Genomic DNA, 26,194 nt, shown 5'->3' with positions numbered 1-26,194 from the left:
ATGATTCTGCTGTAAACATGTTTTTATTAAATAGATAGAATATTAGCTTACATAAAGATGTTTATTTTTTTATTGCTGCGAATAATGTCAAAAATACCGTGACACCAACTACTGTCCAAGTCAAATGACCTTGATCCAAATAAATAAGCATCGTGACAAAACTAGTAATCAGTCCTACATGAAGTCTTTTTTGATCCATCTGCATCCCTCTTTGAATACTAGTATCACTCGGATATTTGATCGTTTGTTTATTTTTTCTATATTTTTCTCTTAAATTTTAAACACGGATCATTTTACCGATATTGTGATTCGATGGTACGGCTTGGGATGATCCAAGCAGCAAGAATCACGATGTTTGCGATCAGCACGGCTACTGGCGCTACTAAATAGGCTAAGACAATTCCTAAAACATTCAAGCCAATCGATAAGTATGATTTCTTGTAATCATTCAGCATCGTCTTCAATGCTTTCTCGTGACCCTTATTTGCTTTGACAAGTTCTTTTGCCAAGATATAATACGCAATGTTAGCGGTCAAGGTAACAAAACCATAAGTCATTTCTGGAGCCAGACTATTGATGTACTCACTAATCCGTGAAGTGGCAAATGGAAAAAGTGAAAGCGCAAAAATAAAGAAACTGTTCGCCCATAAGACCCGTCCATTTATCTTATGTACAACTTGAAATAAATGATGATGATTGTTCCAGTAAATCGCTAAGATGATGAAACTGACAATATAGATAAAAAATCGGTAACCTAATGCAGCGAGCGCCTCCCACGTATCTCCGTTAGGTTCATGAAGTTCTAAAACTAAAATAGTCATGATAATGGCGATTACAGCATCTGTAAATGCTTCAAGACGATTTTTAGGCATGATATTCTCCTCCTTTTCCGCTCTATTTTAGATGATAAACAAGGGAAAAAGCAATTGTTTGATCATTTAAGTAGATGAAGTAAAAATCAGTCTGCAGTTGGAGGTGTTTTTAGAGAATCCCTGTTATACTTTTTCTATAGTAAAGAATGAACAAGAGGAGGGTTTTGTATGCGTCAAAAAAATATGTTCTTAAATATCTTCATGGTTCTTTTAGTGTTGATTGCCGCTAGCTTTGTCATCAGTCTTTTTGTTAGTGTTGTAAGTGGCCTTTTATGGTTTGCGGTCAAAGTTTTGATTCCGATCGCACTTATCATCTGGCTCGTTCGTTGGATCAAAGGCAATACACATAGAAAAAACTATTATTAATGAATCACATTATCACTCCGTTATGATATAACTTACTTAAAAATAGGGTCGCGACATAAGTTCGCGGCCCTATTTGATATATCATATATGGATTTTCCCAATTATCCTAATGCCACATCCAAGATCATCATAATGATAAATCCGCTCATGACACCAAAAACTGCAAAATGACGTTTGCTGGACAATGTCTGCTGTGCTTCGGGAATCAATTCTTCCACCACGACATAAATCATCGCTCCTGCAGCAAAAGCAAGTGCATAAGGAAGCAGCAGCTCCACTTTCGTTACTAGTAGTGCGCCAATCACCCCAGCGATTGGTTCAACGATTCCAGAAGCTTGTCCGTAAACAAAGGCCTTTTTACGGCTCAGACCTTCTTGTCGCAATGGGATTGATACAGCTGCTCCTTCTGGGAAGTTTTGGATACCAATACCTAGCGCTACCGAAACAGCGGCTAATATAGCGGCTGTCGGATTATCCGCAGTTGCTGCTGCACCGAATGCTACCCCTACGGCTAAACCTTCAGGAACATTATGCAATGTAATAGAAAAAACAAGCAAGATTGTCCGCTTTAAATGGGTAGGCAATCCTTCTGCTTCATGTTGCGGTCCAAAATGCATATGAGGCAGTGTTTTATCAGCCATATATAAAAACACCCCACCTAAACCAAATCCAATACTTACAACTAGCCAAGCAATATCTCCATTTTCTTCTGCTTTTGTAATCGCTGGATCAAGCAAGGACCAAAAACTTGCAGCAATCATGACACCAGAAGCAAATCCTAACATCAAATTTAGCACTTCTTTTTTGATTTCTTTAAAGAAAAAAACCAATCCGGCACCAAGAGCTGTCATAAAATAAGTGAAAGCTGTCCCAGCAAGTGCTTGCTGCCAAGGCTCAAGCCTCAATAGCCATTCAACCATGCCATTCCCCTCTCTTGAATCTATTTATGTACTACTCTAGCATATTCCCAAAAACATGACTACATTTTTGTGAAAAGACGAATTAGTTGGGATTTTCGATAAAAAGTTCTATACTCTAGATACAAAAAATTTATGGATCATCATTGCTAAAGGAGTGAAACACCATGTCAAAAATCAATGCAGGAGTCGCAATGATAAAAGTTCTTGAAAGCTGGGGCATCGACCATATTTATGGCATTCCCGGAGGATCTTTCAATTCGATTATGGATGCGCTATATCACGAAAAAAACGAAATCAAATATATTCAAGTCCGTCATGAAGAAGTCGGTGCACTAGCAGCAGCCGCAGATGCAAAATTAACCGGGAAAGTCGGCGATGTCTTCGGCTCTGCAGGACCTGGTGCGACACATTTGATCAATGGTTTGTATGATGCACAAATGGACCATGTGCCTCTAGTAGCGTTCTTAGGACAAGTCGCTTCTACATCCATGAACTATAACTCTTTCCAAGAATTAAACGAAAATCCTATTTTCGCAGATGTCAGCGTATACAATCGTACAGTCATGACGCCCCAAAGTCTTCCACATGTCGTAGATGAAGCCATTAAAGCCGCCTATGAGCATAAAGGTGTGGCTATCGTGACGATTCCTGTTGATCTTGGTTTTGAAGAAATTGATGAACAACCTTTCTCTACTGCTCACACTCACAAAACAAGTGTGATATTACCAGAAGAAAAAGATCTGCTGGCTGCTTTGCCTTATCTTGAAAAAGCAAAAAAACCAGTTCTTTATGTTGGTCAAGGAACGCGAAACGGATTTCCGCAAATCAAAGAATTCTCAGAACATTTTTCAGTTCCTATTGTCGCTTCCGTTCTAGCAAAAGGAATTATTCCTGATGATTATGAAAACTTTCTTGGTTTTGCTGGACGTGTCGCTACTAAACCCGGAAATGAAGCATTGGCAGAAGCCGATCTGATCTTATTTGTCGGTAGCGATTTCCCATTTGGACGTGCATTTTTTAATCCAACTGCTGAATTTATCCAAATCGATATTGATGCGTCAAAATTCGGACGGCGCCATGAAACATCGCTGTCGATTCTCGGTGATGCAAACACAGCTTTGCAAAGACTGGTCGAATTAGGTGATGCTCGTCCTGCTGATAGCTGGTACCTAGCAAATCAGGAAAATAAAGAAAAATGGGTAAATTGGTTGAAATCTTTTGAAGATCGTGAGGAAGAACCGATTCGACCAGAGGCTGTCTATAAAGAAATCAATCGGATTGCTGAAGACGATGCGATTTTCGTCACAGATGTCGGTAACACGACTATCCATTCTATTCGCTTATTAAATATGAACGGTAAACAAAAACATACAACCTCTGGATGGTTCGCAACTATGGGTAATGGTGTGCCTGGAGGAATTGCCGCACAACTAAGCTACCCAGAAAAACAAGTATTTACCTTAAGTGGTGATGGCGGATTTGCTATGGTCATGCAAGATATCATTACACAAGTCAAATATCAGCTTCCAATTATCAATGTTGTTTTTTCTAATGATTCTTTTGGTTTCATCGAAGCAGAACAAGAAGATACGGAACAAAAGAAATTCGGTGTATTTTTAGAAGATGCAGATTTCGGTAAAGTTGGAGAAGCCCTTGGTGCAAAAAGCTTTACAGTCACAGAATACTCGCAACTTCGGTTTGCCTTTGATGCAGCCGCAAAATCAGACCGTCCTGTAGTGATCGATGTGAAAATCAATAACAAGCGTCCATTGCCAGTAGAAGATCTTCATTTAGATCCAAGAAAATATTCTGAAGAAGAAATCCAAGCATTCAAAGAAAAATATGAAGTCCATGATTTGCCAGTATTGAATGAATTATATGAAAAGAGATTGTGACAACTGCGCTATGCTTCGAGTAATAAGAACGATGGACAGAAAATAGTTCCTCATATTTTCTAGGACGGCGATCTTATTACCGAGAAGCAGCAGGTGGAGCACCGTGTATCAGAGGTTGTGAAAAAGCTGCCCTGCATCAAGTAATAAGAACAGCCAAACAAAAATAGCTCGTCATATTTTTTCGTTTGGTTGGGCTTATTACCTCAGATGCAAGCTTTTGAACACCGTGTATCAAGAGATTGTGACAACTGCGGTATGTTTCAAGTATTAAGATAAAATTTGTGCCTATTGCTTTTCACATTTTTGCATAAATTTGTCTCGACACCTAAAGATTACCTCGTGCATATTTGTCCATGATAAAAAAGCCAGCTACCAATTGCAACAGTCAAATTGTTACCGGAAGCTGGCTTTTTTATTTGTTTGATTTCACTTATCTAAACGCATAGACGATATTTGTGATGCCGAATAACATAAAATAGAACCCAACTAAAAAGCTTAATGTCAACGCAGAAGAAATTGGATTAAACAATAAGAGAATTCCTAATAAAATTCCTAGAATATTGACGATGATCGTAAACCAATAATATCCTTCACTTACTCCTCTTGCCAAGTCAGCAGTAAATAACGCTAAAACTGAATCAGCAATAAACCATACTGCAAAAACAAAAGGTAATGCTGCGACTCCTACACCAATATTGAATAAGAAAAAGACGCCAACTAGAATATCGATGATCCCGATTATTAAGGGCATCTTTCCTTTATATCCTGTTAGCTCTTTTAATCTGTTACGTACAAATAGTTCAAATATCCCTTTAATAAAGGAAAAAATCGCAAAGACTACTACAATTGCAACTAAATTTCCGACAGGGTCTTGAAATGATAACAATGAGACAAGTACAAATAAAATTCCCAAAATCAATGAGCCCCAGTCGATGGTTCTTTTTTTATCCATTTTCAATCCTTCTTTCATTTCTTTTATAGTTTTATAGTACTCCCTTTTATAAATAACTTCAAAAATTATGCTGTTGCAAACTAAAAAATCCTATAGCAGCTATTTCTACTCCTCTTTTATGTTTATTTTCTTCATTCTGTTTCACGTGAAACACAAAGAATGTTCGATTGCCTTGAATCTTTTACCTTTCCCCTATATAATTCTATAAGACTTGTCAAAAACTAATAATGATAAAAGTGAGGAAAAAAATTGATTACTGTAAATGATGTGAGTTTGCACTTTTCAGACCGCAAACTATTTGATGATGTGAATATTAAATTTACCCCCGGAAACTGCTATGGCTTGATTGGTGCAAATGGTGCAGGTAAATCAACGTTCCTTAAAGTGTTATCAGGGGATCTGCAGCCTTCCACAGGTTCCGTTACTATGGGACCAGATGAACGGATGGCCGTATTGAAACAGAACCATTACGACTATGAAGACTATACTGTACTTGAAACAGTCATCATGGGGCACAAGCGTCTGTATGAAGTGATGAAAGAAAAAGATGCGATTTACATGAAAGAATATTTCACTGACGAAGATGGTATTCGAGCAGCTGAATTAGAAGGAGAATTTGCTGAACTTAATGGATGGGAAGCAGAACCAGAAGCAGCTGTTTTACTGCAAGGTCTGAACATCCCTGAAGAATTGCACCATCAGCAAATGAGTGAATTGACTGGCGGACAAAAGGTAAAAGTGTTGTTAGCACAAACACTATTTGGTAAACCTGATGTTCTTTTACTAGACGAACCAACAAACGGTCTGGATATCCAATCGATCAATTGGTTGGAAGAATTTTTAATCAATTTTGAAAATACTGTGATCGTTGTCTCCCATGACCGTCACTTTTTGAACAAAGTATGTACACATATGGCGGATCTGGATTTTGGTAAAATCAAACTTTATGTAGGAAATTATGATTTTTGGTTGGAATCTAGTCAATTAGCGGCTAAACTCCAAGCGAATGCAAATGCCAAAAAAGAAGAACAAATCAAAGAGCTCCAAGAATTCATTGCTCGCTTTAGTGCGAATGCATCAAAATCAAAACAAGCAACTTCACGTAAAAAAATGCTTGAAAAAATTACTTTGGACGATATCCAGCCTTCTTCTAGACGTTACCCATTCGTTGGATTCAAACCTGAACGTGAGATCGGAAACGACTTATTGCAGGTAGAAAATGTAAGTGTAACGATTGATGGAAAGAAAATCTTAAATGATATATCTTTTAACTTAAACAAAGAAGACAAGGTTGCTTTTGTCGCAGAAAATGATATAACAACGACGACACTATTCAAAGTTATTATGGGTGAAATTACACCAGATACTGGAACAGTACGTTGGGGAGTAACAACAAGTCATTCTTATTTACCAAAGGATACAACGAAAGAATTCGACACGGATCTAACGATTTTAGACTGGTTGCGCCAATATGCAAGTAAAGAAGAAGATGACAACACCTTCTTAAGAAGTTTCTTAGGAAGAATGCTGTTTTCTGGTGAAGAAGTATTGAAACCAGTGAATGTTTTATCTGGTGGAGAGAAAGTCCGTTGTATGCTCTCAAAAATGATGCTTTCGAAAGCTAACGTACTTGTATTAGACGATCCAACGAACCACTTAGACTTAGAATCAATCACCGCATTGAATGATGGCTTGATGGCATTTACTGGCTCGATCCTGTTTGCCTCTCATGACCATCAATTTATCCAAACATTGGCAAACCGGATCATTGCTGTTTCAGATAAAGGTGTGATTGATCGGGCTGATACGACATATGATGAGTTCTTGGAAAACACAGATATTCAAAAACAATTGAATGAGTTATGGGCGTAACGGCCTATTTAGCTTAAAAATTTGATTTGTCAAATTAAGCTAGACAAAATATCTTCATTCATGTAACTCATAAATACTTCCAGGGGTGTTTGATAATCCAAGGACTTTCGTGGAATATTGTTTCTCTTATTCGCCACTGAAGAGATAAAAGCTTGGTCGACTTGATTAAAATCCATGTTTTTTGGCAGACCATCTTTTCGCAGCAAGCCATTGGAATTTTCATTCAGTGCTCGTTGCGAAGGAGTCCCTGGATCAGCGAAATAAATAGCGATGTCATGTTGGTTACTTAAAGCCTTCCAATTAGAGAATTCTTTCCCACAATCAAAGGTAATGGATTTAAATAAATGTCTGGGAATCGATCCAAACCAGTGGTTCAGAGTATTCTCAATATCGATCGCCTTGCGCCCCTCGGGCTTCAAGGTGATGATGATTTTCGATAGACGTTCTACCAAAGTTATGACAGCACTCTTATGATGAATGCCTACAATGGTATCGCCTTCGATATGGCCGAACTCTTCTTTAAATGTCGGGCAATCAGTTTCTCTTTCAACGATATTCCGTTTAAAAGCCTGTTTTCCTCGGCGTTCTTGATGTCCATTTGGTTTCCGCTTACCCTTCATGGGCAAAGTCGATTCATCGAACACCTTTTCCTTGAACTGGCGATAAAGGGTTCTTACGGAACAGCTGATTGGTTTCTCTTTACGCCCAATGATAACGTCTGGCGTCCAGCCTTGGGCAATTTTTTCTTTAATGTAGGACTGTTGTTTCTTTGGCAAGACGATGTTTCGTCTGCCACACCGTTTCTTATTTTCTTTATACTGTTGGTAGTATTCGAGGGCCGTATGGCCTTCTTTCAAGAAATTAATGACGTTATAAATCGGTGTTCGAGATCGTTTCAGGTACTCAGCAATTTTCACAATTTTGATGTTTTGGTGGTAGTAAGACTCTATCATCACCAGTTCATCCGTGGTAAGATGGGTGTAGGTCATTCGTGATCACTCCTATGTTTTCTTTAGTCGGAATTACATTTTGAGTGTAGCACGAATGGCTTATTTATTTGTCTAGCTTAATTTTACAATCGGCGAAAACAAAAAAACAGCGACCTCTAAGAGATAAGATGCTCATCTATCTTTTAAGAGTCGCTATTTTGGTTACATTCAAATCCTGGGCTTTTTTACAGAATGAGTTACTGCTTTTATCGACTGATTCCCATCGAAAAAATCGCGATACAGCCATAGCCTGTGTGACTGGCTATCGTTGGTCCTAAGGGATAAAGCTTCACATCTTTCATCTTTATCTGCTCTTCCAAAAGCCGTTTTGCCTTCTCCGCGCTCTCTAGATCCCCAGCGTAAGCCACATAAACGATTTGATCAAGTGGCGCAACGATTGTTTTTACCGTCTCATTGACGATTGTTTGGATCGACTTGTTCCTTCCGCGAACTTTGTCAACATTCGTCAGCCTTCCTTCTTTATCTACCGTAATAATAGGCTTTACACTCAATAGACTGCCCAGAGTAGCACTTGCTTTGGAAATCCTACCGCCTCGTTCTAGATACTTCAAATCGTCTACAGTTACCCATGAATGGACTTTCAAATAATTTTTTTCCAGCCACTCTAAGGTTTCTTCGATACTTTTCCCTTCTTTTTTCAATCTTGCAGCTTCCAACACTAAAAGCCCTTCCCCGATACTTGCAGCTTTTGTATCAAAAACATAGATCTCAGGGTCTTCGTATTCTTCCTTCAGTAATTCAACAGCTTGAAGCGCACTGCTGTAAGAGCCGCTTAATCCACTGGAAAAAGCCACATATAAGACAGGAATCTGTTTTTCCGCATAAGAACGGAAAAATTCTAAATATCGGCCAACATTGATTTGTGATGTCGTAGGCATCGCACCATTTTTCAGCTGATTCATGTAGCGGTCATAATTGAATGTCTTTCCGAGATCATCTACTAACTCTTGATCATTCAATTGGAGATTCATTGATAAAAAATCAATTTTTTCTTCTGCTAATACATGGTATGGCAGATCACAACAAGAATCTGTTACAATTTGATACACATTTTTCAACCCCTTCTCGTTACATTTTACTCTTATCGTCTATTATAGCAAATCTCTTGCGCTAGACACACTTTAACCGGTTTATTTTCGCAAGTTCTAATCAAAATAAGAGGTTGTGACAGAAGTGGTCAGCTTCAAGAAATAAGAAGGAATTTACGAAAATTGCTTCTCAAATTTTTGTGAAATTTCGGCTTATTTCCGTAGAAGCTACTTCTGGAACACCGTTTAGGAGGTTGTGAAAAAGCTGCTCTGCATCAAGCAGTAAGAACAATCAGATAAAAATAGCACTCCATATTTTTCATCTGATTGGGTTTAGTGCCGTAGATGCAAGCTTTTGAACACCGTTTAAGGAAGAGGTCGTGAGCCTGCCGTTTCACTCTGAGTCACAAGGATCAATTTCAAAAAACAACTTCTCATGTTTGTTGAATATTGTGACTTGTGGCCGAGGAGTTGGCAGGAGAACACCGTTTATTCAAAAAAAGGGAACTGCGACAAGACTTTTGTCACAGTCCCTTATTCTGAATAAACAGTGTTCAAGAGACAGCCTATCGGCAATAAGGCTAAACGTCTCTTTCACCACTACCTCTTCAAGTGATTATTATCGTATAGATAAACACTTCGACTCGCTCTGGTAAGAACGTCCTGATTCAGTCGTCGTTTTTATCCTTAGATTTGCGCCCAGACGCTTTCTAAGATGTTTGTTTGTGTTCTATCAGGTCCGACAGAAAATGTTGAGATACGTACACCAACAAGCTCTGAGATACGACGTACATAATTACGTGCGTTTTCTGGCAGTTCTGCAAGTGTTTTGCATCCTGTAATGTCTTCTGACCAGCCTGGCAACTCTTCATAGATTGGTTTGCAGCGGTTCAACTCTTTCAAGCTTGCTGGATAGTGGTAGATTAGTTCGCCATCTAATTCATAAGCCGTGCAAATTTTTACGGTTTCCAATCCACTTAATACATCGATTGAGTTTAAAGATAGGTTGGTAATACCTGACACCCGTTTAGAATGGCGCATAACTACAGAATCAAACCAGCCGACACGACGAGGACGTCCTGTTGTCGTACCGTATTCTCGTCCTACTTTGCGGATTTGTTCACCTGTTTCATCAAATAGTTCAGTTGGAAATGGACCATCACCGACACGTGACGTATAGGCTTTGCAGACGCCGACGACTTTATTAATTTTTGAAGGTCCTACACCGCTTCCGATTGTAACACCACCGGCTACTGGATTAGAAGAAGTAACAAAAGGATAGGTTCCTTGGTCGATATCCAACATGACTCCTTGCGCCCCTTCAAACAACACGCGTTTACCTGCATCTAAGGCATCATTCAAGATAACCGAAGTATCTGTGACGTATTGTTTGATTTGTTGTCCATATTCATAATATTCTTCAAAAATATCGTCAAAATCAAGTGGTTCTGAATCAAACATTTTTACAAATTGACGGTTTTTATCATCTAGATTCAAACGAAGACGTTCTTCAAAAATTTCTTTATCCAATAAGTCTGCGATGCGGATACCTACACGAGCGGCTTTATCCATATAAGCTGGTCCGATTCCTTTGATCGTTGTACCGATTTTGTTTTCACCTTTCGCATCTTCTTGTAATTGGTCCAATTTGATATGATAAGGCAAGATTACGTGTGCGCGGTCAGAAATACGCAGATTACTTGTTTCTACACCTTTTTCATGTAAATAAGCTAATTCTTTGACCAATGATTTAGGATTGACTACAACGCCGTTTCCAATCACACTGATCTTGTCTTTATAAAAAATCCCAGAAGGAATCAAATGCAGTTTATAAGTCACACCGTTGAATTTGATTGTGTGCCCTGCATTGTCGCCACCTTGGTACCGTGCAATCACTTCAGCATTTTCACTGAGAAAGTCTGTGATTTTTCCTTTCCCTTCATCGCCCCATTGCGTACCTACTACTACTACAGATGACATGTGAACACCTCGTTCTATATTATTTAATCCTGAACCATTGTATCAATAATAGATACATAATTCAAATAAAATCGAATGATTTTTATTTTTATTTTATAAAAACGCTTAAAAAACGAACTTTTATCCTTTTAGAATGATTATTAAAAAAGAGGTTGTGACAGAAGTGGTCAGCTTCAAGAAATAAGAAGGAATTTACGAAAATTGCTTCTCATATTTTTGTGAAATTTCGACTTATTTTCGAAGAAGCTACTTCTGGAACACCGTGAATCAGAGGTTGTGAAAAAGCTGTCCTGCATCAAGTCATAAGAACAGCCAAACAAAAATAGCTTCTCCTATTTTTCGTTTGGTTGGACTTATTACCGCAGATGCAAGCTTTTGAATACCGTTTAAGGAAGAGGTTGTGAAATCAGCGTTCTGATCTGAGTATTAGCTCAACAAACGTCAAAATAGTTCCTCATATTTTGCCGTTTGTTGAGCTAATGCCGAGGGTCAGCTGATTGAACACCGTTTATTCGGAAAAAGGGATTGTGACAAGACTTTTGTCACAATCCCTTTGGAGATCTGTTTTAATTAAGTGCTCTAGTCACTCTTGCAGTTACTCGTCGCATCTTATACGAGTGCCCTTGGTCATTGCGCAAGGCTGAACGCTGCTTTCACAACCTATTCTTTAAAATTCTTCTCTTGGCGAAAGCGACGAAAATTTATTGTATTCTTTGATAAACAGCAGTTCAACTGTTCCTCGCGCACCGCTTCGGTTCTTCTCGATGATGACTTCGATGACGTTGTCATTTTTTGGCTCATTTCCATCATCGTCATCTCCGCCTTCTCTTTCATAATAATCATCCCGATACAAGAAGGCTACGATGTCCGCATCTTGTTCGATTGATCCGGATTCACGAATATCACTTAGTACTGGACGTTTGTCTTGTCGCTGTTCTACTCCACGAGACAACTGCGAAAGAGCAATGACAGGTACTTTCAGTTCTTTTGCCAGTTTTTTCAGTTGGCGGGAGATATCTGATACTTCTTGTTGACGGTTCTCTTTACCGTTCCCTTCAATCAACTGCAAATAATCGATCAATATCAAGCCTAGGTTGCCTTTTTCTTGCGCTAGTTTCCGACATTTCGCGCGGATCTCAGAGATCTTGATCCCTGGTGTATCATCGATAAAAATATTTGCTCGAGAAAGACTTCCCATCGCAACGATCAGATTCGACCATTCTTCTTCCGAAAGCTGACCTGTACGCAAATGGCTAGCTTCAATCGAACCTTCTGCACAAAGCATCCGATTTACAAGAGATTCCGCCCCCATTTCCAGACTGAATATCGCAACAGAACGATCTGTTTTGGTTCCTACATTTTGAGCAATATTCAATGCGAACGCTGTTTTACCTACCGCTGGACGGGCAGCCAGAATGATTAGTTCTTCGGGCTGGAAACCTGCTGTCATTTTGTCCAGACCTTGATAGCCAGTTGGTAGGCCTGTGATTTCTTCATTGTTTTGAGCTAGTCGATCGATATTTTCAATCGTTGAGTTCAGTACTTCAGCAATGGATAAAAAGCCGCTTCGATTTCTTTTTTCCGAAACCTCCAAGATACTGCGTTCTGCATCATCTAAGATCGTCTGAACTTCTTCTCCTTGCTCGAATCCTTTTGTAACGATCCCTGTTGCTGTCTGAATCAATGTACGCAATAATGATTTTTCTTCAACGATTTTCGCATAGTAGACGATATTTGCTGCTGTCGGAACTGCTAAAGCCAAATCTGATAGGTAACTTAAACCACCGGCATCTTCTAACAAATTTGCTTGTTCTAGCCGGTCTTTAACAGTAACAACGTCAATCGCTTCATTACGATCGTTCAACTCGATCATTGTCTCAAAAATAATTTGATGGCCGCGACGATAAAAGTCTTTTGGCTCTATGTACTCCATGGCATCAATGATCGTTTCTGCATCAAGAAAAACAGAGCCTAGAACCGCTTGTTCAGCTTCAATATTTTGCGGTGGGATTCGATCCTGCCACACTTCATTCATACGTATCGCTCCTTGTCTTCAATTGCTTCATTTTACAAGAAAATGATGGAAAAGTCATCATTCGCATCGAAAGTATCATAAAAAAATAGCTCTCTTTTATTATACTCGTTTTCTTCGTGCTATTTTACTGTTCTCAAAAAAGAAACCGAAATCAATCTGAAATCGATATGCAGCTTGTGCTTTTGTTGCTGCAGCTGCTTTTCTCAGATAAATTTCGGTTTGTCTTTTCTCCTTCTGGTTCTTCTTACCAGCTGAACATCACTATCAAGACTTGTTATTCTTGTACGACATGAACTTTGATCGTAGCCGTCACCTCATGATGCAACTTCACAGGTACGTTTGTGTAGCCTAGTGAACGGATTGGGTTTTCTAGTTCGATTTTTCGTTTATCTAATTTGATTTTGTATTGTTTGTTTAGCCCTTCAGCAATTTGTTTTGAAGGAATCGATCCAAACAAACGGCTGTCTTCCCCTGCTTTTGCTTTTAACTCGACTACCGTATCTTCTTTTTCCAAGAATTCTTTTAATTTTTTAGCTTCTTCCAAGATTTCAGCTTCGTGTTTTTCTTGGGCTTTCTTCTGTCCAGCTAACTGACTGATACTACTTTTCGTTGCTTCTTTTGCCAAGTTATTTTTGATTAGATAATTTTGTGCATAACCTGCTGGAACTTCTTTGATGTCCCCTTTTTTACCTTTTCCTTTTACGTCTTGTAAAAAAATTACTTTCATTTGGATTACTCCTTATCATATATTTGATTCATATTTTCTTTGATTGCAGCAAAAAGCTTCTGTTTTGTTTCTTCAACTGTCGTATTCTCCAGTTGAGTAGCTGCATTTGTGAAGTGTCCTCCACCACCTAAGGATTCCATGATGATTTGGACATTGATCGTACCGGTACTTCGGGCACTGATCCCAATCAATCCGTCTGTCCGCTTCGTAATGACGAAAGCTGCGTTGATATTGATCATCGAAAGCAGTGTATCTGCTGTTTTTGCCGCTATGACACTATTATACTCTTTTTCATCTGTTCCTGCCGCCACAACAATATCAGAAGTCACATACTCGCTTCCAGCAATCAAATGACTGATTTCCAAGTATGTCGCTAAGTCCGAGCTCAATAAATATTGTACTAAGGATGCGTCTGCTCCACAAGACCTTAAATAGCTGGCAACATCAAAAGTTCGTGCAGTTGTACGAACATTGAAACTATTCGTATCTACAACCATCCCTGCAAGTAATAGTGTGGCCTCAAAGCGATCTAAGCGATTCGTTTTGCTGCTTTGGTATTGGATCAGCTCAGAAACTAGCTCTGAAGCGGAAGAGGCTGAAGATTCGATATAAGTCAGCAAAGGCTTGCTTGGAAACTCTTCCCCTCGGCGGTGATGATCAATGATCACGATCTTATCAAATTGCTCATATAGGCTCTGAGAGATCGATAGAGAAGGTTTATGATAATCCACCATCACGATGAGGTCTTCATCTTTTTTCAGCTCTATGGCGCGTTCTGGAGAGATCAATTGCATTTCTAATTCTGGATGTTTATGGATTTCTTCGAGACAACGTTCTACATCTGGAATGATTTCGTTCTCGTTGATAACGATATAAGCCTTTTTCTGGTTGAAGCGTGCAAGACAACTGACACCAAAAGCAGAGCCTAAAGCATCCATATCCGGAAATTTGTGTCCCATGATGAACACATCGCCTGTTTCATCAAAAATCCGGCGCAAAGCGGTACTCATCGCTCGAGAACGGACGCGCGTGCGTTTGACATTCTTAGCTGATTTACCGCCATAATAAACAGGTTTTGCACCTTCTTTTACCTCTTTCACGACAACTTGGTCGCCTCCGCGGACTAGAGCAACATCTAAATTGTTCTGAGCTTCTCCACCGATTTCATCGAGGGATCTCGCGCCATAAGCAATCCCCATACTCAAGGTGATAGGTGAGCTCTGTTTTTCAGCTTCTGCTCGAAAGCGGTCCAACAAATCAAATTTTTTATCCATCATCTTTTTCAGATCGATCATCTGTGCGACGAAGAAAAACCGTTCTGCGTTGATTCTTTTGAAAAAGACATGGTATTCATTCATCCAGTCAGAAACAAGTGTAGTGACGAAAGAGTTCAAATAAGAAATCTCTTTGTCATCCAATTTATCAATAGCATCTGCATAGTTATCAATAGATAAAATACCGATCACTGGCTGACTGTTCGCCTGATGAAGTTTCAATAACTGGTTTTGGGTGATATCATTAAAATAAACGACACCCTTTACTGTATCCATATCAAACTGAAATGTTTTATCTGCTAGATAGACTTGGTTTTTCTTTTTTTCTTTTGCAGTAAAAAAAGTATCTAACAATTCTTCCTCTGTTAATCCACTTTGATCTTTGACTTTCAATGCTAAAGGATTGAGCCATTCGATTTTTTGGCTTGATGGCTGATAAGCAATCACTCCTACAGGCATGACTTCTGAGACATAAGCCAGATTTGTTTCGGCTACGGTCGAAGCCTGCTGGATTTTTTCACGTTTATTTAAAGTAAGCCAGCGTTTCATTTTCAACCAATAGCGAACGCCCCATAAATTCATCAAAAGAATGACCGAAGCGCTAACAAAACGAAATGGTAAAATTAAGACTACCAATACTTCGATTAGTATAAACAGGATAAGGAAGAGAGGTTTTGGGGATAAATGATTGTTTTTATTTTCCATAATTTTCCTCCCATATATGACTAACTTGATTTTACCATAACTTTCGTCATTCAAGCGACTAAACGAATATCGGTTATTTTTACAGAAAAAAAAGAATTGAATAGCTGATCAAAAGGATCAGTCATTCAATTCCTCGGATTCATTAGTCTTCGCTAACGAAAGGTAGCAAGCCCATGATACGTGCGCGTTTGATTGCAACAGTAATTTTACGTTGGTTTTTAGCGCCTGTACCAGTTACACGACGTGGCAAGATTTTACCGCGTTCTGAAATAAATCTTTTTAGTAATTCGATATCTTTATAATCGATATATTCAATATGGTTAGCAGCAATGTAGTCTACTTTACGACGTTTACGTCCGCCTCTTCTTTGTTGTGCCATTCTATTTCCCTCCTATCAAATTCGTTTAGAATGGTAAATCATCATCTGAAATGTCGATCGTTGAACTTGAGCCGAATGGGTCAGAAGTATCACGGTCGAAATCAGGCATACCGTTGGATGATTGAGATGTTTGATTAGAGTTATTGTTTCCGCCAAATCCGCCAGCTGATTGACCAGAACTTTGGAATCCGCCGCTTTGTTGGCGATTTTCAGATGCAGAACGACTTTCCAGCAATTGGAAGTTGTCAGCTACTACTTCTGTTACGTATACACGTTGTCCTTGCTGATTATCATAAGAACGAGTTTGGATACGTCCAGTAACACCTAAAAGTGTTCCTTTACGAGCATAGTTTGCTAAAGTTTCTGCTGATTTGCGCCAAATCACACAGTTGATAAAATCAGCCTCGCGATTGCCGCTTTGGTTTGTAAAATTACGATTCACAGCCAAAGTAAATGTTGCGACTGCCGTACCACTTGCTGTGTAACGCAAATCTGGATCTTTCGTCAGACGTCCAACTAATACAACATTATTAATCAAAATAGTCATCTCCTCTCATCGTTTTTCTATTGTTTCACATGAAACAACAATTAAGCTTCTTCTTTAACAATCATGTGACGAATGATATCGTCGTTGATTTTAGCAAGACGGTCAAATTCACTGACAGCATTTGCTGATGATGGAGAAGATACTTTAACGATGTGATAGATACCTTCACGGTAACCGTTCATTTCATAAGCGAAACGGCGTTTTTCCCAATCTTTTGATTCGATAACTTCTGCTCCGTTATCTTTCAAGATTGCATCGAAACGTTCGATTAAAGCAGTTTTTGCTTCTTCATCAATGTTTGGACGAATAATGTACATGATTTCATATTTCGTGTTTTCCATTGATATTCACCTCCCTGTGGACTTTCGGCTCTTAGGTTCCTAAGAGCAAGGAGAGTTATCTAATTAATTAGACTACTCACAAGCTTTGATTATACACTCTATTTTGGTCAAAAGCAATACAGAATAAACAGTTTCAAATATTTTAAGAGAAATTCAATTAATCAAAAAAGCGAGCAAGGGAACTGTGACAAAAGTCTTGTCGCAGTTCCCTTTTTTCGAATAAACGGTGTTCTCCTGCCAACTCCTCGGCCACAAGTCACAATATTCAACAAACATGAGAAGCTGTTTTTTGAAATTGATCCTTGTGACTCAGAGTGAAACGGCAGGCTCACGACCTCTTCCTTAAACGGTGTTCAAAAGCTTGCATCTACGGCACTAAACCCAATCAGATGAAAAATATGGAGTGCTATTTTTATCTGATTGTTCTTACTGCTTGATGCAGAGCAGCTTTTTCACAACCTCCTAAACGGTGTTCCAGAAGTAGCTTCTACGGAAATAAGCCGAAATTTCACAAAAATTTGAAAAGCAATTTTCGTAAATTCCTTCTTATTTCTTGAAGTTGCCCACTTCTGTCACAACCTCCTTGCTAACTTAAACACTTCATCTTTATGATTATTCTTCTGTTGCTTGCTCTTCAACTGTTTGTTCTACCGCTTCTGGCTCGACTGCTGCCATTGTGACGACTTTCGTATCAGCTTCCATCTTCATCAAACGTACACCCAATGTTGAACGTCCAGTTTGAGAAACAGTCGATACGTTGAAACGGATAATCACACCTTTATCTGTAATCAGCATGATGTCTTCATTTCCAGAAACAGTGGTCAATCCGGCTAGTGGACCATTTTTTTCAGTGATATTCGCCGTTTTGATTCCTTTACCTCCGCGGCCTTTCACTGGATATTCCGATACTTTGGTCCGTTTTCCGTAACCTTTTTCTGTAATCACTAGTACTTCTTGGTCTTCCTTCATCAGGGCTGCCCCAACGACGTAATCTTCCTCACGCAGACGTATCCCTCTGACGCCGGAAGCTGTACGTCCCATATCGCGGACTGCTTCTTCTTTGAAGGTCACAGAGTAACCGTTATGTGTGCCAATGATGATATTTGACTGTCCGTCTGTCAATAGAACATTGACTAATTCGTCATCTTCTTTCAAACCAATTGCAATCAGGCCATTGCTTCGGATGTTAGCGAAAGCAGTGACAGACGTACGTTTAACTGTACCTTGACGCGTCGTAAAGAAGAGATAGTGGCCTTCTTCTGCTTCTCCCGTCACCGCAATAATTGCTTGGATGCTTTCACTCGAGTCGATACCCAGCAAATTGATGATTGGGATTCCTTTGGCTGTACGCCCGTATTCTGGAATTTCGTATCCTTTTGCCCGATACACTTTTCCGTTATTCGTAAAGAATAACAATGTATCATGGGTAGAACAAGAAACTAGATTCTTGACGAAGTCGTCATTGTGGATACCCATTCCTTGGACACCACGCCCGCCTCTTCGTTGAGCTCTGAATTCATTATTTGCCAAACGTTTGATATAACCATTGTTTGTCAATGTAATAACGATTTCTTCTTCTTCAATCAAATCTTCATCTTCTAGACTTAAGACCTCACCGACTAGTAATTCTGTGCGTCGTTTATCACCAAATCGTTGATTCAAGTCTGCTAATTCATTCTTGATGATTTCTGTGACACGTTCGGGTCTTGCCAGAATGTCAGTCAAATCTTCAATCAGTTTCAATAGTTCTTGATATTCATTTTCGATTTTTTCCCGTTCCAAACCGGTCAATCGACGCAAACGCATATCTAAGATAGCTTGTGATTGGCGATCGGATAAATCGAACCGTTCGATCATTGTTGCTTTTGCTTCGTCATCTGATTTAGACCCGCGGATAATCGCAATGATTTCATCGATATGATCCAAAGCAATACGCAAACCTTCTAAGATGTGTGCTCTTGCTTCTGCTTTTTCTTTTTCAAAGACCGTCCGTCGTGTGATGACTTCGCGTTGATGTTCGATATAATTTTCAAGGATTTGTTTCAAACTTAAAACTTTCGGCACGCCTTTTTCGATTGCCAACATATTGAATCCAAATGAATTCTGCAAGGATGTCAATTTGTATAAGTTATTCAAAATAACTGATGCGCTGGCGTCACGACGAACGTCAATGACAATTCGCATGCCTTCACGGGAAGATTCATCCCGCAAATCCGTAATTCCTTCGATACGCTTGTCTCTGTGCAACTCAGAAATCCGTTCAATCAATTTTGCTTTATTGACCATATAAGGTAATTCCGTCACGAGGATCCGTTCTTTGCCATTTGGCATCTCAGTGATCTCAACTTTTGCACGTACGGTAATAGAACCTTTACCTGTTTCATACGCTCTTCGGATTCCTGATTTTCCCATGACCAAACCACCTGTTGGAAAATCTGGTCCAGGTAATACTTCCATCAATTCATTGGTCGTCACATCAGGATTATCCATCAGCAAATCGATAGCCGCTACTACCTCAGACAAATTATGAGGTGGGATATTCGTTGCCATACCCACGGCGATCCCCGTCGTTCCGTTCACCAAAAGATTAGGGAAGCGAGCAGGTAATACAACGGGTTCTTTTTCTGTGTCATCATAGTTGCTTTGGAAATCAACAGTGTTCTTATTGATATCACGCAGCATTTCTGTAGCGATTTTGCTCATCCGTGCTTCGGTATAACGCATAGCAGCGGCACCGTCACCGTCAACAGAACCAAAGTTTCCATGACCATCCACTAGCATATAACGGTAGCTGAATGGCTGCGCCATCCGTACCATTGACTCATAGATCGCACTGTCTCCATGAGGATGGTATTTACCCATGACATCTCCGACGATTCTGGCAGATTTTTTATGGGCTTTATCCGGTGTTACACCTAATTCGTTCATGCCGTATAAAATACGGCGATGAACGGGTTTCAGACCATCTCTGACATCAGGAAGTGCACGTGCGACAATAACACTCATCGCATAATCGATGAAGGAGTCTTTCATTTCGCTGGTTAGATTTACATCATGGATGTTTTCTCTGATTTCTTCACTCATTCTTTTTCCTCCTTCATGATTAAATATCTAAGTTCTTCACATAGTGTGCATTTTCCTCGATGAATGCACGACGTGGTTCTACTCGATCCCCCATCAACATTTCAAATATCTGATCTGCTGCAATAGCATCGTCCACACTGACGCGGGCCATCATCCGATTGCTTGGGTCCATAGTTGTTTCCCATAGTTGATGATCATCCATTTCTCCAAGTCCTTTATAACGCTGAACGCTTGGTTTTGGTGAGGCAGGAAGTGAAGCAACGACTTGTTTCAACTCTTCTTCTGCATTTTTTCCTGGTTGTACATACGTAATATTCTTCCCTTGTTTTACCCCGTATAAAGGTGGCTGAGCAATATAGACGTATCCAGCTTCAACAATAGGACGCATGTAACGATAAAAAAGAGTCAGCAGCAATGTACGGATATGCGCGCCGTCGACATCGGCATCAGTCATGATAACTAATTTGTGGTAACGAGCTTTCGATACATCAAAATCTTCTCCAAACCCTGTACCCATAGCAGTAAATAAAGACCGGATCTCTTCATTTGCCAAGATCTTGTCCATGCTTGCTTTTTCAACATTCAAGATTTTCCCACGAATAGGCAAGATGGCTTGAAACTCTCGATTACGACCTTGCTTAGCTGATCCGCCGGCCGAATCTCCTTCGACGATGAACAATTCGCATTTTTCAGGATCGTTGCTAGAGCAGTCCGCTAATTTTCCTGGTAGATTACTAATCTCTAAAGCACCTTTACGTCTCGTTACTTCACGCGCACGTTTCGCTGCTAGACGAGCTCTGGAAGCTAGTAATCCTTTTTCAACAATTTGACGGCCCACACTTGGGTTTTCCAGCAAGAATTTCATGAAATGTTCGCTAAATAACCGATCAGTGACTGTCCGTACTTCGGAATTGCCCAATTTTGTTTTTGTTTGTCCTTCGAATTGAGGGTCAGGATGCTTGATAGAAATAACAGCTGTCAATCCTTCTCGCACGTCTTCACCGGTCAAGTTGTCGTCATTTTCTTTCATCAGCTTTTGTTTTCGGGCATAATCATTTATCACACGAGTTAAAGCAGTCTTGAATCCTGATTCATGTGTTCCGCCTTCATACGTATGGATATTGTTGGCAAAACTCATGATATTGGAATGGTAGCCGTCTGTATATTGCATAGAGACTTCAACTGCGATATCTTGCTGTTCACCTTCCAAATATACAGGTTCTGGAAAAATCACGGTTTTGTTTGCATTCAAGTATTCGACATAACTTTTGATCCCGCCGTCATAATGGTATTCATTGATGACTGGTTCTTCTTCTCGTTTGTCTTCAATCGATATACGCATCCCGCGGTTCAAGAAAGCAAGTTCACGGATCCGGGTAGCCAATTTTGAAAAATCAAACTCAGTTGTCTCTGTAAAAATTTCAGGGTCTGGCGTAAAGTGAACCGTTGTTCCATGGCGATCCGTTTGTTCGATAATCTTTAAGTCGTCCACTACAGCTCCACGACGATATTCTTGATAGTACACATTTCCTTCTTTGTATACTTTGACATCAAGCTGTGTAGAAAGCGCGTTAACAACAGAAGATCCTACTCCGTGAAGTCCACCAGAAACTTTGTACCCACCACCGCCGAATTTTCCTCCAGCATGTAAAACAGTAAAGACCGTTTCAACTGCAGGACGTCCAGTTTTTGCCTGGATATCTACAGGTATCCCCCGACCGTCGTCAATAACGGTGATACTGTTGTCTTTTTCAATAATCACATGGATTTTCGTTGCAAAACCTGCTAATACTTCATCGATCGAATTATCGACAATTTCCCAAACAAGGTGATGCAGACCCTCAGAACTAGTCGAACCGATATACATGCCAGGTCGTTTACGAACGGCTTCAAGTCCTTCAAGTACTTGAATCTGACTGGCATCATACTCTTTAGCGCGTTCTACTAAACTTCTTTCTTCTGTCATTCAGTTTCTTCTCCTTTTAGTTTCCCTTGTTGAACATAAAAAATCTCAGGTTCAACAGTCATTTTATTTTTTACATGGTCAAGTGTCGTTGTTGTTAAGAACGTTTGAACTTTTCCTTCGATTGTTTCTAGCAGATGGAGTTGACGACTATCATCCAGCTCGCTCATCACATCATCTAACAAAAGGATTGGATATTCCCCTGTCTCTTCTTTAATCAAATCGATTTCTGCTAATTTGACACTTAGTGCAGTTGTTCTTTGCTGTCCTTGCGATCCATAAGTCTGCACATTTTTCTGATTAATAAAAAAGGAAAGATCGTCACGATGAGGACCAACTGTCGTTGTTCCCCGAAAAAGGTCTTTCTTTTTATTTTGGTTCAAAAGTGCGAGAAATTGTTCTTGGATTTGCTCTTGCGTATGTGTTTCTAAAGAATCGACTGCGGTGAGATACTCGATTTCCAGCTGCTCTTTTTGATGGGTGATTTGCTGATGCAAAGAATTAGCCCAAAACTTCAATCGCTTGACGAACTGTGCTCTTGCTTTCAATACTTTGCTGCCAAACGCTGCTAGTTGTTCGGACAAAATATCCAAATAAAGCAAATCAGTTTGTTTTTTTTCATTCAATTGCTTTAAATACTGGTTTCTTTGTTTCAAAATTGCTTGGTATTGGACAAGATCATAAAGATAGATTGGATTGATCTGGCCTAATTCCATATCTAAAAACTTCCGCCTGATCTGCGGGCTGCCTTTTACTAAAGAAAGATCTTCTGGTGCAAATAAAATGACATTCATTTGTCCCACGTAAGTACTTAACTTTTTTTGTTCGATATGGTTGATCTTGGTTTTTCGGCCTTTTTTAGATAATAAGATTTCTAATGGAAGAGTGGATGAACCTTTTGTGATCTCTCCTTGAATCATCGCCTGATCGTCAGTCCAGCCAATCAATTCCTGCTCACTACTTGTCCGATGACTTCGCGTCATAGCTAATACGTAGATACTTTCCAAAAGATTCGTTTTTCCTTGCGCATTTTCTCCTAAAAAGATGACGAGGTTCTTGGAAAATTCGGTGTTCAGCTCTTCGTAATTTCGATAATTTTTTAAATACAGCTTATTCAGCCTCATTATCGTCGTTTCCTTTTTTTACCATAAAAAAAGTTCCTACTTCTGGAACTTCAACCATCATGCCGGGATAAAGTTTACGTCCACGACGATTTTCTGGTTCGCCATCGACTAACACAGTGTTTTCTGCCAAATACCATTTTGCTTGTCCGCCACTACCGATAACTGTGACTTCTTTCAACATTTGGCCCAACGTCATGAATTCCGTATTTAGAATGACTTGTTGTTTCAATGCCCATCCCTCATTTTCATTATTAAAAGTATACTCTATTATACCTTTTTTTTCGCAATAAAACAAATTTATCCATATATTTTTCCATATAAGACGATTTAATCTAAAAAAGGTGATTTAAACAAAAATAAACAGAAAGCCTTAAAAGAGATTTTAGGGCCTTCTGTTTAAAATTTTATTTTTTCTATTTCTTTTCAATTAAATTTTCAAGAACATTGAAAATCATTGTTAATTTGTACGTACAGGAGTAATCAGCTGAATAAATTGAACGCCATCTTCCGTTGGTTCCAATGTAAATGGACGAATAGCAGAGATAAATTTCACTTTGATGCTCATATCTCCAAATGCACGCAACGCTGCTTTCATATAATCCGGATTGAAAGAAATATCTAATGGATCGCCACTGCTTGCTGTATAACTCAAGCTTTCTTCTACTTTCCCGATTTCTGGCGAATTTCCGTATAAAACAACCGCATCTGGACGAATAGATAAACGAACGATGTTGTTACGGCCTTCATGAGAAAGTAAAGAAGCCCGTTCGATCGCCGCTAAAAAGCTAGGAACAGAAAATTCAACCTCTGTATTAAAACTTGAAGGAATCAAACGATTGGTATCAGGATAGTTTCCTTCTAGCAAACGGGAATAGAAATACATCGTTTCTGTTTTGAACAACACTTGGTTTTCCATAATGCTGATTTCGACGATTTCTTCTTCATTTGTTAATGAGCGAGATAATTCGATCAAACTTTTTCCAGGAATAACAATATCAAAATGATCAGCCGCTTGTTCTACTGGAATCACGCGTTGACTTAGACGGTGAGAATCAGTAGCTACAGCCAATAAAGAATTATCAGATAAAATGAAATGCACACCTGTCAAGATTGGACGACTCTCATGTTGTGAGACAGCAAAAACTGTTTCGTTGATTAGTTTAGTCAATACGTGTACAGGTAATTTCATCTGGTTATGGCTTTCGACAACAGGAAGATGAGGATAGTTATCTGCATCTAATCCATTTACGATAAAATTCGCTTTTCCAGAAGTGATCGCTACTTGTTTATTTTCTAAAACTTCTAAAGTAAATGTTTCTTCAGGAAGTCTCCGAATGATTTCGCTAAAGAAACGTGCTTGTAAAACAATGGAACCAGTAGATTCGATTTGCATATTTGCTTTTTCGTTTTCAACAGACAAAAAAGTTTCAATTGATATATCAGCGTTGCTCCCCGTCAAAGTCAAACCTTCTTGTGTCAGTGTGATTTTTACACCTGTCAAAATAGGGATCGTGGTTTTGCTTGAAATAGCTCGTTGAACAGTTTGCAATTCCTGCATAAAGCTAGCTCGGTTTAAAGTAACTTTCATGATGTATCTCCTTTGAATGTTTGTTTATTTATTATTAGTTAAAAAGAATAATAAAAGTAATAGGGCATGTTGATTCTGTGGAAAACTCAAAAAACGTAAGAGAGAACCGAAAAAACAGCTGTGGAAAAAGTGTGTATAACTTTTGAACGTTTTTTTCTTTTATCCACATGCTATTTTCAGTTGATAGAATCGACAAATTAATTTAGTAAAAAGTTTTTGATTTCTGATACTTCATTTTGCATACTGACACTAGAATCCATCAGCTGCTGGATTTTTTCATGAGCATGGATAACCGTTGTATGATCCTTGCCACCGAATTCAGCTCCGATTTTCGGTAAAGAATTATCTGTGAGCTCACGTGCCAAATACATAGCGATTTGTCTAGGAACAACAATAGATTTGACGCGTTTCTTTCCTTTGAGATCTTTCAATTGGATGTGATAATACTTTGCCACTTCTTCTTGGATCTGCAGGATTGACAATTGAGGATGTCCTTTTCCTGATTTTAAAGTTTTCAGTGCGTCTGCAGCTAGACTAGTCGAAATATCTTCACTATTCATCGCAGCAAAAGCTTGCACTCGAACAAGCGCACCTTCTAATTCACGAATGTTAGAATCAATTTGTCCTGCGATGTAGCTTAGTGTGTCATCTGGGATCTCTAGACGTTCAGCCGCCGCTTTTTTACGTAAAATCGCTGTTCTTGTTTCAAGATCCGGCGGTGTAATATCAACAGACAGCCCCCATGCAAAGCGAGAAACAAGGCGTTCTTGCAGTTTCGGAATCTCGTTTGGCAACCGATCACTGGTTAGTACGATTTGTTTCCCTTCATTGTACAAGGCATTGAAAGTATGGAAAAACTCTTCTTGCGTAGCTTCTTTTTCTGCAAAAAATTGAATGTCATCCACTAGCAGTAAATCAACATTTCGATATTCTTGACGGAACTCTTCTGCTGTTTTGTTTTGGATCGAATTGATGAAATCATTAGCAAAAGTTTCACTGCTTACATATTTTACTTTGGCATTAGGCTGACTTTGCAGCATTTGATGACCAATTGCATGCATCAAGTGAGTCTTACCAAGTCCCACGCCTCCATAAAAGAAGAGCGGGTTATAAATAGAACCTGGATCTTCTGCTACAACGAGCGCTGCTGCATGAGCCATCTGGTTTCCTTTACCAATGACAAACGTATCAAAGGTATATTTAGGGTTCAGCATGGCTTTTTTTAGCGGACTAGGTGCCACAACTTTTGGATTTTTTTCTTCTATAACTTCTTCTTGCTCTGCTTCTTCGCCAGTAATAAAGCGAGGGATAATCTCATTTCCTGATAACATATAACCGACTTCAACGATTTTTGTCGCCAGGTTTTTTTCCCAATATTCTTTATGAATCTTGCTAGGAACCTCAACAACGAGCTGGTTTTGATCAAGGGTTCGAGGGTTCGCTGTTTCGATCCATGTATTATAGCTAGCAGGCGATAAATCCTTTTGGTATGTTGCTTTTAATTCATTCCATAAAGCATCGAGGGATACCAT

22 protein-coding genes are annotated in these 26,194 nt (G+C 39.3%); 3 read left to right on the top strand and 19 right to left on the bottom strand.

Features of this window, described 5'->3' with window-relative positions; all coding sequences use genetic code 11:
• Nucleotides 1-61: 61 nt before the first annotated feature.
• Together RBL01_RS00110 and RBL01_RS00105 are read right to left on the bottom strand one after the other, a co-directional pair.
• Nucleotides 62-199 carry a hypothetical protein gene (locus RBL01_RS00110; RefSeq protein WP_002319331.1) on the bottom strand — a complete coding sequence of 46 codons (138 nt, stop codon included), beginning with the start codon at nt 197-199 and terminating at the stop codon, nt 62-64.
• Between the two features lie 94 nt (nt 200-293).
• Nucleotides 294-872, bottom strand: coding sequence for a TMEM175 family protein (locus tag RBL01_RS00105; RefSeq protein WP_002319330.1), 579 nt, complete (start codon nt 870-872; stop codon nt 294-296).
• A gap of 168 nt (nt 873-1,040) precedes the next feature.
• On the opposite strand from RBL01_RS00105, the gene RBL01_RS00100 reads away from it, so the two are divergent.
• A complete protein-coding gene (locus tag RBL01_RS00100; protein ID WP_002309889.1) occupies nt 1,041-1,238 on the top strand; it encodes a hypothetical protein in 198 nt (65 codons plus the stop codon).
• Nucleotides 1,239-1,339: 101 nt separating this feature from the next.
• Here the strand turns inward: RBL01_RS00100 and RBL01_RS00095 are convergent, their stop codons facing one another.
• Nucleotides 1,340-2,158 (bottom strand): ZIP family metal transporter, encoded by an 819-nt coding sequence (locus RBL01_RS00095; RefSeq protein WP_002319329.1) that lies wholly within the window; start codon nt 2,156-2,158, stop codon nt 1,340-1,342.
• 164 nt (nt 2,159-2,322) lie between these two features.
• On the opposite strand from RBL01_RS00095, the gene spxB reads away from it, so the two are divergent.
• Nucleotides 2,323-4,053 carry a pyruvate oxidase gene (gene spxB, locus RBL01_RS00090; RefSeq protein ID WP_002339460.1) on the top strand — a complete coding sequence of 577 codons (1,731 nt, stop codon included), beginning with the start codon at nt 2,323-2,325 and terminating at the stop codon, nt 4,051-4,053.
• Between the two features lie 430 nt (nt 4,054-4,483).
• On the opposite strand, the gene RBL01_RS00085 is transcribed toward spxB, so the two are convergent.
• A complete protein-coding gene (locus tag RBL01_RS00085; protein WP_002339459.1) occupies nt 4,484-5,005 on the bottom strand; it encodes an HdeD family acid-resistance protein in 522 nt (173 codons plus the stop codon).
• A 249-nt stretch (nt 5,006-5,254) separates the two neighbouring features.
• Between RBL01_RS00085 and RBL01_RS00080 the strand changes: the two genes are divergently transcribed.
• Nucleotides 5,255-6,877 carry an ABC-F family ATP-binding cassette domain-containing protein gene (locus tag RBL01_RS00080; protein ID WP_002319326.1) on the top strand — a complete coding sequence of 541 codons (1,623 nt, stop codon included), beginning with the start codon at nt 5,255-5,257 and terminating at the stop codon, nt 6,875-6,877.
• A gap of 29 nt (nt 6,878-6,906) precedes the next feature.
• On the opposite strand, the gene RBL01_RS00075 is transcribed toward RBL01_RS00080, so the two are convergent.
• The 15 genes from RBL01_RS00075 to dnaA form a co-directional block, all read right to left on the bottom strand.
• Nucleotides 6,907-7,866 (bottom strand): IS30-like element IS1252 family transposase, encoded by a 960-nt coding sequence (locus tag RBL01_RS00075; protein WP_271206292.1) that lies wholly within the window; start codon nt 7,864-7,866, stop codon nt 6,907-6,909.
• 206 nt (nt 7,867-8,072) lie between these two features.
• Nucleotides 8,073-8,936: a DegV family protein gene (locus RBL01_RS00070; RefSeq protein ID WP_002316532.1), complete on the bottom strand. Its 864-nt coding sequence runs from the start codon at nt 8,934-8,936 to the stop codon at nt 8,073-8,075.
• A 666-nt stretch (nt 8,937-9,602) separates the two neighbouring features.
• Complete coding sequence (locus RBL01_RS00065) at nt 9,603-10,895, bottom strand: adenylosuccinate synthase (protein WP_002309895.1); 1,293 nt, start codon at nt 10,893-10,895, stop codon at nt 9,603-9,605.
• A 667-nt stretch (nt 10,896-11,562) separates the two neighbouring features.
• Complete coding sequence (gene dnaB / locus RBL01_RS00060; RefSeq protein WP_002288373.1) at nt 11,563-12,930, bottom strand: replicative DNA helicase; 1,368 nt, start codon at nt 12,928-12,930, stop codon at nt 11,563-11,565.
• Nucleotides 12,931-13,204: 274 nt separating this feature from the next.
• Nucleotides 13,205-13,657, bottom strand: coding sequence for a 50S ribosomal protein L9 (gene rplI / locus RBL01_RS00055; RefSeq protein ID WP_002288372.1), 453 nt, complete (start codon nt 13,655-13,657; stop codon nt 13,205-13,207).
• A 5-nt stretch (nt 13,658-13,662) separates the two neighbouring features.
• Nucleotides 13,663-15,636, bottom strand: coding sequence for a DHH family phosphoesterase (locus tag RBL01_RS00050; protein ID WP_307781025.1), 1,974 nt, complete (start codon nt 15,634-15,636; stop codon nt 13,663-13,665).
• Between the two features lie 142 nt (nt 15,637-15,778).
• On the bottom strand, nt 15,779-16,015 hold the full coding sequence (gene rpsR, locus RBL01_RS00045; RefSeq protein WP_002288370.1) for a 30S ribosomal protein S18: 237 nt from the start codon (nt 16,013-16,015) through the stop codon (nt 15,779-15,781).
• A 25-nt stretch (nt 16,016-16,040) separates the two neighbouring features.
• Nucleotides 16,041-16,553, bottom strand: coding sequence for a single-stranded DNA-binding protein (gene ssb / locus RBL01_RS00040; protein WP_002288368.1), 513 nt, complete (start codon nt 16,551-16,553; stop codon nt 16,041-16,043).
• Nucleotides 16,554-16,603: 50 nt separating this feature from the next.
• The gene (gene rpsF / locus RBL01_RS00035) at nt 16,604-16,903 is read right to left on the bottom strand and encodes a 30S ribosomal protein S6 (protein WP_002293129.1); all 300 of its coding nucleotides are present in this window, start codon (nt 16,901-16,903) and stop codon (nt 16,604-16,606) included.
• A 612-nt stretch (nt 16,904-17,515) separates the two neighbouring features.
• A complete protein-coding gene (gyrA, locus tag RBL01_RS00030) occupies nt 17,516-19,987 on the bottom strand; it encodes a DNA gyrase subunit A (protein WP_002293127.1) in 2,472 nt (823 codons plus the stop codon).
• Nucleotides 19,988-20,006: 19 nt separating this feature from the next.
• Nucleotides 20,007-21,953, bottom strand: a complete 1,947-nt coding sequence (gene gyrB, locus RBL01_RS00025; protein WP_002288364.1) for a DNA topoisomerase (ATP-hydrolyzing) subunit B — start codon at nt 21,951-21,953, stop codon at nt 20,007-20,009.
• Nucleotides 21,950-23,074: a DNA replication/repair protein RecF gene (gene recF, locus RBL01_RS00020; RefSeq protein WP_307781024.1), complete on the bottom strand. Its 1,125-nt coding sequence runs from the start codon at nt 23,072-23,074 to the stop codon at nt 21,950-21,952. Before recF ends, gyrB begins: the two co-directional genes overlap by 4 nt.
• Entirely contained in the window at nt 23,061-23,303 is a 243-nt protein-coding gene (gene yaaA, locus RBL01_RS00015; protein WP_002295251.1) for a S4 domain-containing protein YaaA, read from the bottom strand. The genes recF and yaaA overlap by 14 nt, the downstream gene beginning before the upstream one ends.
• A 228-nt stretch (nt 23,304-23,531) precedes the next feature.
• Nucleotides 23,532-24,662 (bottom strand): DNA polymerase III subunit beta, encoded by a 1,131-nt coding sequence (gene dnaN, locus RBL01_RS00010; RefSeq protein ID WP_002288361.1) that lies wholly within the window; start codon nt 24,660-24,662, stop codon nt 23,532-23,534.
• A gap of 197 nt (nt 24,663-24,859) precedes the next feature.
• Nucleotides 24,860-26,194, bottom strand: a complete 1,335-nt coding sequence (gene dnaA, locus RBL01_RS00005; protein WP_002288360.1) for a chromosomal replication initiator protein DnaA — start codon at nt 26,192-26,194, stop codon at nt 24,860-24,862.

The sequence above is a fragment of the Enterococcus sp. SB12 genome, assembly GCF_030910025.2.
GTDB classification, from domain to species: Bacteria; Bacillota; Bacilli; order Lactobacillales; family Enterococcaceae; genus Enterococcus_B; species Enterococcus_B faecium.
This window is presented reverse-complemented; position numbering and strand designations above follow the sequence as displayed.

What these genes read in the sequence shown, in the direction of transcription:
- rpsR (WP_002288370.1), bottom strand. Translation starts at nt 16,015, where the DNA reads ATGGCACAACAAAGAAGAGGCGGACGTAAACGTCGTAAAGTAGACTAC.
- dnaA (WP_002288360.1), bottom strand. Translation starts at nt 26,194, where the DNA reads ATGGTATCCCTCGATGCTTTATGGAATGAATTAAAAGCAACATACCAA.
- spxB (WP_002339460.1), top strand. Translation starts at nt 2,323, where the DNA reads ATGTCAAAAATCAATGCAGGAGTCGCAATGATAAAAGTTCTTGAAAGC.
- RBL01_RS00050 (WP_307781025.1), bottom strand. Translation starts at nt 15,636, where the DNA reads ATGGAAAATAAAAACAATCATTTATCCCCAAAACCTCTCTTCCTTATC.
- RBL01_RS00085 (WP_002339459.1), bottom strand. Translation starts at nt 5,005, where the DNA reads ATGGATAAAAAAAGAACCATCGACTGGGGCTCATTGATTTTGGGAATT.
- RBL01_RS00065 (WP_002309895.1), bottom strand. Translation starts at nt 10,895, where the DNA reads ATGTCATCTGTAGTAGTAGTAGGTACGCAATGGGGCGATGAAGGGAAA.
- recF (WP_307781024.1), bottom strand. Translation starts at nt 23,074, where the DNA reads ATGAGGCTGAATAAGCTGTATTTAAAAAATTATCGAAATTACGAAGAG.
- RBL01_RS00095 (WP_002319329.1), bottom strand. Translation starts at nt 2,158, where the DNA reads ATGGTTGAATGGCTATTGAGGCTTGAGCCTTGGCAGCAAGCACTTGCT.
- RBL01_RS00075 (WP_271206292.1), bottom strand. Translation starts at nt 7,866, where the DNA reads ATGACCTACACCCATCTTACCACGGATGAACTGGTGATGATAGAGTCT.
- dnaN (WP_002288361.1), bottom strand. Translation starts at nt 24,662, where the DNA reads ATGAAAGTTACTTTAAACCGAGCTAGCTTTATGCAGGAATTGCAAACT.
- rplI (WP_002288372.1), bottom strand. Translation starts at nt 13,657, where the DNA reads ATGAAAGTAATTTTTTTACAAGACGTAAAAGGAAAAGGTAAAAAAGGG.
- dnaB (WP_002288373.1), bottom strand. Translation starts at nt 12,930, where the DNA reads ATGAATGAAGTGTGGCAGGATCGAATCCCACCGCAAAATATTGAAGCT.
- RBL01_RS00100 (WP_002309889.1), top strand. Translation starts at nt 1,041, where the DNA reads ATGCGTCAAAAAAATATGTTCTTAAATATCTTCATGGTTCTTTTAGTG.
- RBL01_RS00110 (WP_002319331.1), bottom strand. Translation starts at nt 199, where the DNA reads ATGGATCAAAAAAGACTTCATGTAGGACTGATTACTAGTTTTGTCACG.
- gyrA (WP_002293127.1), bottom strand. Translation starts at nt 19,987, where the DNA reads ATGAGTGAAGAAATCAGAGAAAACATCCATGATGTAAATCTAACCAGC.
- rpsF (WP_002293129.1), bottom strand. Translation starts at nt 16,903, where the DNA reads ATGGAAAACACGAAATATGAAATCATGTACATTATTCGTCCAAACATT.
- gyrB (WP_002288364.1), bottom strand. Translation starts at nt 21,953, where the DNA reads ATGACAGAAGAAAGAAGTTTAGTAGAACGCGCTAAAGAGTATGATGCC.
- RBL01_RS00105 (WP_002319330.1), bottom strand. Translation starts at nt 872, where the DNA reads ATGCCTAAAAATCGTCTTGAAGCATTTACAGATGCTGTAATCGCCATT.